The sequence below is a fragment of the Ferrimicrobium sp. genome (assembly GCA_022690815.1).
In the GTDB taxonomy this organism is placed as follows: domain Bacteria; phylum Actinomycetota; class Acidimicrobiia; order Acidimicrobiales; family Acidimicrobiaceae; genus Ferrimicrobium.
This window is the reverse complement of sequence record JALCZJ010000056.1, coordinates 1-9,377: the sequence shown is the minus strand read 5'-3', so window position 1 is coordinate 9,377 and position 9,377 is coordinate 1. Positions and strand designations below refer to the sequence as shown.

The 9,377-nt window shown below is 57.5% G+C and carries 7 protein-coding genes and 1 riboswitch; of the genes, 4 read left to right on the top strand and 3 right to left on the bottom strand.

Annotation, left to right across the window (positions count from 1 at the left end; translation table 11 throughout):
* Positions 1-170 precede the first annotated feature (170 nt).
* The gene (locus MP439_11070; protein ID MCI2976594.1) at positions 171-1,280 is read right to left on the bottom strand and encodes a homoserine O-acetyltransferase; all 1,110 of its coding nucleotides are present in this window, start codon (positions 1,278-1,280) and stop codon (positions 171-173) included.
* A 4-nt stretch (positions 1,281-1,284) separates the two neighbouring features.
* A complete protein-coding gene (locus MP439_11065) occupies positions 1,285-2,583 on the bottom strand; it encodes a bifunctional o-acetylhomoserine/o-acetylserine sulfhydrylase (protein MCI2976593.1) in 1,299 nt (432 codons plus the stop codon).
* A gap of 608 nt (positions 2,584-3,191) precedes the next feature.
* A riboswitch (SAM riboswitch) is annotated at positions 3,192-3,303 on the bottom strand.
* A gap of 250 nt (positions 3,304-3,553) precedes the next feature.
* On the opposite strand from MP439_11065, the gene MP439_11060 reads away from it, so the two are divergent.
* Positions 3,554-4,402, top strand: coding sequence for an A/G-specific adenine glycosylase (locus MP439_11060; GenBank protein MCI2976592.1), 849 nt, complete (start codon positions 3,554-3,556; stop codon positions 4,400-4,402).
* A 174-nt stretch (positions 4,403-4,576) separates the two neighbouring features.
* Here MP439_11060 and MP439_11055 read toward each other — a convergent pair whose 3' ends face one another.
* Positions 4,577-5,395, bottom strand: a complete 819-nt coding sequence (locus tag MP439_11055; protein ID MCI2976591.1) for a Cof-type HAD-IIB family hydrolase — start codon at positions 5,393-5,395, stop codon at positions 4,577-4,579.
* Positions 5,396-5,939: 544 nt separating this feature from the next.
* Here MP439_11055 and MP439_11050 point away from each other — a divergent pair.
* The 3 genes from MP439_11050 to MP439_11040 all read left to right on the top strand — a co-directional run bounded on the left by MP439_11050 (position 5,940) and on the right by MP439_11040 (position 9,249).
* Positions 5,940-6,530 carry a YbhB/YbcL family Raf kinase inhibitor-like protein gene (locus MP439_11050; GenBank protein MCI2976590.1) on the top strand — a complete coding sequence of 197 codons (591 nt, stop codon included), beginning with the start codon at positions 5,940-5,942 and terminating at the stop codon, positions 6,528-6,530.
* A gap of 414 nt (positions 6,531-6,944) precedes the next feature.
* Entirely contained in the window at positions 6,945-8,636 is a 1,692-nt protein-coding gene (locus tag MP439_11045) for a formate--tetrahydrofolate ligase (protein ID MCI2976589.1), read from the top strand.
* On the top strand, positions 8,608-9,249 hold the full coding sequence (locus MP439_11040; GenBank protein MCI2976588.1) for a cyclodeaminase/cyclohydrolase family protein: 642 nt from the start codon (positions 8,608-8,610) through the stop codon (positions 9,247-9,249). The genes MP439_11045 and MP439_11040 overlap by 29 nt, the downstream gene beginning before the upstream one ends.
* Positions 9,250-9,377 lie beyond the last annotated feature (128 nt).

The window sequence follows — 9,377 nt, the reverse complement described above, 5'->3', positions numbered from 1 at the left end:
TGCCTTTGAGCTTCTTGGAGTCTCTCCGACTCTCGGCTACCTGTAGACAGGGCTCTACTTACAAACCCCCTGGTGGGGCCCGATATTGGTTGTCATGGTGGGGGGAACTTCGGGTTAGCGCTTATCCGACTGAAGGTTTCCCTGGTTGTAAGGAGCCTGATCAGCCACAGTTACAGTACCGAACGCACGATGGCTCCGATAGCCCCGACCTCGACGAGAAACCCATCGTGACCAACCTTCGACTCGACGATCGAGATACCCCGACAGGTCGGCAGTGCGTCAGCAATGGCCTGCTGCTGCGCGAGGGGGAAAAGGCGATCCGAGGAGATTCCAATGACCGTCACCGCCGCTTGCACCCCCGACAGAGCTCGCCTGAATCCACCTCGGCCGCGACCAACATCATGATAATTCATCGCCTCAGAGAGGCGAATGTAGGAGTTGGCATCAAAGCGCTCGACCAGCTTCCTTCCGTGGTGAGCGAGGTAGGACTCCACCGCAAACGAGGGATGTGCATCGCTCATCTCATGGCCGCCACCAACAGGACTTCGACCAAAACGACTGTCGAGTTCCGCGGGGCTTCGATAGCTGAGATGGGCCAACTCTCGAGCCAGTCGTAAGCCTTGAGCGGGAACCACACCGTAGCGGTAATAGTCACCACCACAAAAGTGCGGGTCGTGCTCGATCATGCGGATCTGTAGCGACGCCAGGGCGATCTGCTCCGCTGTGGCTGCAGCGCACGTCGCGAGTACGACGGCACGCTCCATCGCATCCGGATACATCACCAGCCACTCGACAACGCGCATACCTCCCATGGAACCGCCGATGATGGCCGCAAAGCGGTTGATGCCAAGCAATCCAGCCAACGCATGCTCCACCCGCACCTGATCACGAACCGTGATCTTGGGGAACCGAGGACCAAAAACTTCTCCATCTGGAGCGATGGACGATGGACCTGTCGTGCCTTGACAGCCACCGAGAACGTTCGGACAGATGACATAGTAACGATCGGTATCGATGGCCAGCCCTGGGCCAATCAGACCGTTCCACCAGCCAGGCGTTGGGTGCCCGGGCTCGATCTCACCGACCGCGTGCGAATCCCCGGTGAGCGCATGCAGTACCAAAACTGCATTGGAACGATCGGCATTCAACGTCCCCCAGCTCTCGTACGCGACCTCGACCGGACCAATCGTCGAACCCATCTCGGTAGTAAAGTTCTCGCTAACTTGCACAAATCGGCGATGACCGGCAAAGGTCCCGACTCGCCAAGCTGGCGTGGTCACCTGTTCAACCTTCTTTTGCAGCACGGAAACCAGCCTCCAAGTCAGCCAGAATGTCATCAATGGTTTCGAGCCCGATCGAGAGCCGGATCAGATCAGCACTGACACCAGAGGCTTCACGCTCAGCCTCGTTGAGCTGAGAGTGCGTCGTTGAGGCTGGATGGATCGCGAGGCTGCGAACGTCACCGACGTTGGCCAAATGGCTGAAAAGTTCAAGACCCTCAATGAAGCACTGCCCGGCCTCGTCCTTACCCTTGATGCCAAACCCGATGATTGCTCCAGCACCACGCGGCATGTAACGTCTCTGTCGCTCATGCCAAGGACTCGAGTTCAAACCCGCATAGGACACCCAGGCCACCTCGTCGCGAGACTCCAGCCACTCGGCTACGGCCTGCGCGTTCGAGACATGACGCTCCATCCGAAGGCTGAGGGTCTCCAACCCCAAAAGAAACTGGAAGGCGTTGAAGGGGGATACCGAAGCACCGATATCGCGCATGTACTGTAGACGGGCTTTGAGGATGTATCGTGTTGGCCACAATGCCTCGGGAAGCTCGGAGTAGACAAGCCCGTGATAGCTCTCATCGGGCTCGGTGAAGTTCGCAAAGCGCCCAGAGCGCTCGTAGTCAAAAGTACCACCATCGACGATGACCCCTCCCAGCGAGGTGCCATGACCACCGATGAACTTGGTTGCCGAGTGGACAACGATATCAGCCCCATAGTGCAGCGGCTGAGCGAGAAACGGGGTGGCCAGGGTGTTGTCGACTACCAACGGGATCCCGTGATCGTGCGCGACACTTGAGATGCCCGCAAAGTCAATGATGTCCCCCTTAGGGTTGCCAATCGTTTCGGCATAAAAGGCACGGGTCTCAGGCCGAATGGCGGACTCCCACTCAGCTAGATCATCCGGATTGGCGATAAATGTCGTCGAGATGCCTAACTTGGCCAGGGTGTGGTGCAAGAGGTTATAGCTGCCACCATAGAGCGACGAGGACGCGACAATATGGCCGCCACCTTCAGCTAAGTTGATGAGCGCTAGGGTCTCTGCCGCCTGACCACTGGCGGTCGCCAGTGCCCCTACCCCACCCTCCAGGGCCGCGATCCGATCCTCGAAGACCGCCTGTGTCGGATTGCCGAGCCTGGTATAAATGTTGCCGAGCTCTTCAAGACCAAAGAGGGCCGCGGCGTGGTCGGTGTCGCGAAACACGTAGCTCGACGTTTGATAGATCGGAACAGCACGCGCACCCGTCGTTGGGTCGGCCACGGCTCCGGCATGAATCTGCTGTGTTTCAAATCCCCATTGTGACATTAGATCATCTCCTTTGTAAGTATTGTTAAACGATATTTTGTAGAATATTTCTCGAGATTATTTACCCTGCTAACCGAGACCTTGGGTGCTGGTGTCTTGTGATCCTCTAGGGAGTCGACCTGTTTACGCGCAAAGTCCGTAATGAGATCCAAAGTGATCAGCGCTCACGTGTCTTAGCATGTAGGTCACGGGCCACCCTGTGCGAGTTAGCGTTCGAATGTCGTGCCTCTAAACGGGCTAGCGACCCAGAGCCATCGATGGGTTACCCAAGATCAACATCAGCGCCAAGCTGAAGGACCCGCCAACATATCACCCGGTTCGGATGTCGCTCTACCCATATCGCGAGCGCAAACCCGACGCACCTGAGGAAGTTGCAAGCTGGTCGAGAACACGGTCACCTCGGCTACAAGATAGTCACCAGGGCGACAAAACGCTAGGGGACTCGCGCACCGTGTCGGCGATCCAGCGCCACGGCTCGGCTTTTGCTCAAACGACCAGCGATGGGGGATCGGGCGGACAGAACGCTGAACGGTGAAACCCTGTAAACCTCGATACTCTTGCACGCTACGCCTCCCAGCCTCAATGGGAAACCGAGCACGGTGCAAAGGCTTCCCGCCTTGCCAGCCAACGAGGCTGACCAGCTCTTCCTCCGGTAGCACCGTCTTGCGGGAGCGGTTGCCATTCTGCCATGCCGGAGGGCTTACGGCAGAATTCTTGAGCTACACATATGCTATCGGCTATCAGAAGCAATCCTGTAGTGTCAGCCAAATATTGTGAGAGTCTTCTGGTATCACATCCTCGTAACATCCACTCAATAGACGCATCGCTCGTGCCCATGGATTCTTCCGGTTCACTATCTCGTGTCATCATGGCATTTGCAGCCGACGCCGATCTATGTTCCCGGAACACCCATTGATATGAACCGACGACAGTGTCGTATTCGGGTTGTCCTGGCTACGCTCTGGTGACGATGATGTGCTGTGACGATCGAGAGCTGCGGCTCCAAGGAGCCCTCCTGGTCTGGGGTGAGACCAACCGCCGCCACTTCCCTTGGCGCCAGGACCGCGATCCTTACCGTATCCTGGTCGCGGAGACGATGTTAACCCAGACCCAGGCCAGCCGGGTGGTTAGCTATTACCGTAACTTTCTCGAACGCTTTGCGTCTCCCGCGGAGCTTGCAGCCGCCTCCGTTCATGAGGTACTCGCGAGTTGGAGCGGCCTTGGATACAACCGGCGGGCAATACGGCTTCGCACCTGCGCGCAAGTACTCGTCGAGAAACACCACGGCGTCGTGCCCCAGAATTACCCCGACCTTTGTGCTTTGCCGGGCATTGGTGCCTACATCGCCAACGCCGTCCTTGCGCAGGCTTATGGACACAAGGTTTCAGCTCTCGACACCAACGCAAAGCGTGTGCTTTCGCGCGCCTTCTTCGGACCCATCACGTCACCCACAATGCTCCAAGCCAAGGCAAATGCGGTCGTACCCCTCGATCGATCATGGGAATGGACCCAGGCGGTCTTCGATCTTGGAGCTCTCGTCTGTCGTAGTCACCCCCTATGTCAGGTTTGTCCGCTAAGAAGCGACTGCACCTTTGCTGGTGAGGGCGACGATCCCTACATACCCCCGAGGCGCCAATCCGTCTTCGAGGGATCGCATCGACAAAAACGAGGGCTCGTTGTGCGAGCCCTCGCGACAGGGGTCTCAGACAAGGAAGAGCTTCGACGCTATGTTGGCCTTGACAACCATAGTTTTGACCTAATCTACCAGGAGCTCAGCGAAGAAGGTTTTCTCGACGTCACCAGCGACCATCGCAGATAGTTGCTCGCGAATCTTGGCCCAGATGGCCTAACGAGCATCGGCACCCGAGGTGATCTCTTGCACCGCCTCACGGCAAACAGAGTGACATCGACAACCAGGGAGCGTCGCTGTGTTCCGCCGATATCCACACACGCATCGTTTGGCAAGTCGGTCAACTTATCCCCACCATCGGCCTCATTGAGAACGCTGGCGCAACAACTCCTCCATCGCTCGGGCAAAACCCTCGTCTTCATTGGAGGTGGTGACACGATCTGCCGCACCCCGAACATCAGGCGCGGCATTACCCATAGCTATTGCAAGCCCAGACCGAGTAAACATATCGACGTCGTTTGCCATATCACCGATGGTGGCGATGGCTTGGGTGTCGATCCCGCAGTAGGCGGCAAGGAAATCGACAACGGCACCCTTGTTTGCCTGTGGATGGGTGATGTCGAGATAATAGGGTTGCGACGCTTCGGCTGAGACTTGATCCCCAAAAGCCTCTCTCACCTCGTTGGTGACCCTGGCGATGACATCGTGGTCATCGCTTACTCCCACCACCTTGACAACCGATTTCGATGGAATCGTTCCAGCTGGTCTTACCGTAGGCTTGAACTGCACCGTTGCGGCCTCATGATCGACATGAGGAGCATCGAGACTCGGGACATACCATTTGGATCCAGCGTAGAACCACAGCTCTAGCTTCGTCCTTCCCAGCTGATCGACGATCTCCTCCACCAACCCATCCGCAAGCCCATGTTCTTCCAACATGTCAAACTCAGGTGACAAAATCTGTCCGCCATTGAAGGCCGCAAAGGGCAGCGAGATCGCCAGTGGCTTTACGAGCATCTCCATTCCTCTCGGCGGGCGGCCACTGGTCAACGAGAATTGCACACCGTTATGTTTGAGCGCATCAATGGCATCCATAGCGCGGGCGGTCAACACCTTATCGTTGGTCACAAGCGTCCCGTCCACGTCGGCTAACACCAGTTGTATCTGGCTATCTACCCCCATCACTCCTCCTAAGCATCGATGTATGAACCATACTCGACAACTACCACACTAGGCCGAAAGCATCGGCCACCTTCAGTGCTGCGACTGAACCAACCCAGACCGACCCCAAAGCCGCAAGGTCCCATCGACGCACTCCAATCAAGAACATCATCGACTGTAAGTCCCCACCAATCCGATGAGCATGGCTTCAACAGCTCCTGACGGAATGGACGCGCTTGGGCAATAGAGCACCCCCTACATTGCTGCCTGCGGCGTGGCGGTTGGATCGACGTCTGGCCCAGAGGGCACACGAATCTGTCGGGCCGAGCACCAGCCAGCGCCGAAGACTACAACACGATGATTTTGGGAGGTGGCTGCCTGGGGTCAACAGACTTGATGGCGACAATAGGGGCTAATTACTAGCACGAGAGATTTGCGTTGCTGCTGCACATGGCATCATGTCCCTAACCGAACACAATGGTGATTACTGTTGAATTTTTACAGTGGCGATGCCTATGACGAGGGCTCCACACCCGCGATGACTTCGTCTACAGGAGGTAACACAATGGTTTCTGAGAAGATCTCTTCCATCACGGCTTCTCTTCTACGCTCGGTCGGCAAGTCGCTCTATAACCTGCGCTCTGGCGACACCCACAGCCTCTGGAATCATCCCGCGCTCATGGCGCCTGAAACGATCGAAATCCATAGCACCGATCTTGAACCCGCCTTCGTCATCGCACTCACGCATTCGGGTAAGGGGGTGGGAGCCAATCTCTCGCCACAGCTTTCCTGGACAGGGGTCCCAAGCGCAACTGGACAACTTCTACTCGTTATCGAAGATACCGACGTCCCACTACCTCGGCCGATTATCCACACCGTCGCACTGCTCGGTCCAAACCACTTGGCACTGCCGACCGGCGGACTTGCCCCGGCAACCCAGGAACTCGTTTTCTTGCCGGCATCATTTCGCCGGCGCGGCTATCAGGGACCCCGCCCCATACCAGGACATGGGACCCACCACTATGGATTCAACCTCTTTGCTCTGGCAAACGAGGTCGCATCGCCCGATCGTATCCAAAGCTGGCGACAGCTCCTTGAGACTGTTCATGGAACAGTACTCGCTCGCGGACGCCTCGTCGCCGTCCAAGAACGATAGTTGATAACCTCGCAGCACATATCCTTGGGCAACGACCAGTCCAGGCGATCAGATTGACCAAACCAATGTTTGTGCGCTCATCTGCATCGCGCGCCCACATCGTCGACCTTACAGGGGCGATCGCGCCAATCTGTGAGTACCAACAATCGCTTGTGGCGCCTTGCAAACCTCGTGCCTTTGTGAACCTTGCACCTGTCTTATGAGACCCATAATTATGCAATCTGATCCCGATCCTTGCCGATAGGCCTAACTCGAGGCCCACCCAACCCACAACACGGACTCACGGCCACGCTCGCAAACTAGAATCGTCAACAAATTACTCGGCATGGTCCCAGATGACCAGCAACACGGCAGGCCAACCAACAAACCAGTCGACGATGGACAAACCAGCCACAGAAAGAGCAGTAAGCCACGATGGACAATGACCTGACGATAGCCCGCAGGGCCCGCTTGCATCCAATCACCGATATCGCCCACGACATGGGCATCGGACCCGAGCTTCTTGAGACCTACGGCGACAACGTTGCCAAGATCAAGCTTGAGGCCATTGAGGCGCTCGCCGATCGCCCAAAGGCCAAATACGTCGTCGTCTCCGCCATCACGCCAACACCACTCGGCGAGGGCAAGACCACGACGACCGTCGGGCTTGGACAAGCGATGCGCCATATCGGTCGTCGAGCGACGATCGCCATCCGCCAGCCATCGATGGGCCCAACCTTTGGCATCAAAGGCGGAGCAGCCGGGGGCGGCTACAGCCAGGTGGTGCCCATGGAGCTACTCAATCTTCACCTTACAGGTGATATGCACGCCGTTACAAGCGCCCACAACCTGCTGGCTGCCATAATCGATAACCATCTGTATCGTAAGAACCCTCTTGGCATCAACCTCCACAACATCACATGGAGACGCGTGCTCGACGTCGATGACCGCGCCCTACGCAATATCGTGATTGGGCTCGGCGGCAAAAATGATGGCGTGCCACGCCAGACTGGTTTCGACATTACCGCCGCCTCTGAGATCATGGGTATCCTTGCCCTCTCAACCTCGCTACAAGATCTTCGTCAACGGCTCGGTCGCATCGTTATCGGCTATACCACCGACAACGAGCCAATCAATGCTGACCAGCTCAAAGCTGGGGGCGCAATGGCCGTCATGATGCGAGATGCGATCAAGCCGAACCTGTTGCAGACCCTTGAGAACACCCCCGTCCTTGTCCACGCCGGTCCATTTGGCAACATCGCCCACGGCAACTCGTCGATCGTTGCCGATCTCATCGGAGTCCATACCGGCGATTACCTGATCACTGAGGCTGGTTTTGGGGCCGACATGGGTGCAGAGCGATTCTTCAACATCAAGTGCAGGACCTCGGGATTGACACCGGATGCCGCCGTGGTCGTCGCCACCGTTCGTGCGTTAAAGGTTCACTCTGGAGCTCACCGCGTCGTCGCGGGTCGACCGTTGCCACCAGCAATATTACTTGAAAACCCAGACGAAGTGCATGCCGGGGGCGCCAACCTACGCAAGCAGATCGAAAATATCAAACTGCATGGCGTCAGCCCCGTAGTCGCCATCAACGCCTTCCCCGGTGACTTCGCCTCAGAACATGCGGCCATCCGAGAGATCGCCGAATCGATGGGGGTACGCGCGGCACTGTGTAACAACTTTGCCCAAGGTGGCGAGGGCGCAGTTGAACTCGCCAACATGGTGGCCCAAGCCGCTGAAGAGCCAAACGACTTTCATCTGCTCTATCCAGATGATATGCCCCTTCGCACCAAGATCGAGACCGTCGCCGAGAAGGTCTACGGTGCCGATGGGGTCGACTACCTGCCTACGGCGAGCCGCCAGCTCGAGGGCTATGAAGCAAATGGCTACGGTAACCTCCCAGTCATCATCGCGAAGACTCACCTGTCGATCTCTTCAGATCCAACCCTCAAAGGCGCGCCAACTGGCTGGAGAATGCCGGTGCGTGAGGCCAGGGCTTCGGTTGGTGCCGGCTTTGTGTACCTAATCTGCGGCGACATCAGCACCATGCCCGGGCTATCGGCCCATCCCGCGGCCGAAGGCATGGACATCGACGATGCAGGCGAAATTGTCGGACTTAGCTGAGCTCCCAGCCTACTCGCAACTCGGTGTCGATACTCTGTTGGAACTTATCGGTAGGCCAGCACCGACACCAGCGGCCGGTACGGTAGCGAGCGTGGCTGCCGCGCTTGCGAGCGCATTGTGCATAAAGTGCGCGAGCCTCTCCACCAAGCAACTAGCAGACGCATCTCGCTACCAACGACGCGGCATCGAACTTAAAACACGAGCCATCGGTCTCGCCCAAGTCGACGCCGAGGCTTACAACCAGGTGATTCTTGCGCGACGCTTACGGCGCGAACCACAATCTGGTGAGCAGGCGGCTCCGAGTATCGACGAGGCCATGCGACGCGTAATTGGGACTCCCATTGAGATTGCCCGGCTCGGAGTCGAGATTGGCAGACTGGCCGTCGAACTGGCAGAGCTTGGGAACCCCAACCTCGTTGGCGACGCCGTCACTGCAGCCCTCTTGGCTGACTCCGCCGTGCGGGCCGCCGTGACGCTCGCCAACATCAACCTCGCCAATCACCCAACAGACCAAGACGTGGCTACACTCGATACGCTTGTCACCCAGTCAAAGAAATCGGTGGCCAGCGCACAGACGCGAGCAGCCCAGCATACAGACCCCGCCAACCTTTAAGCCGAAGTTCCCCCCACCATGACAACCAATATCGGGCCCCACCAGGGGGTTTGTAAGTAGAGCCCTGTCTACAGGTAGCCGAGAGTCGGAGAGACTCCAAGAAGCTCAAAGGTACGTTGTTGTAAGGG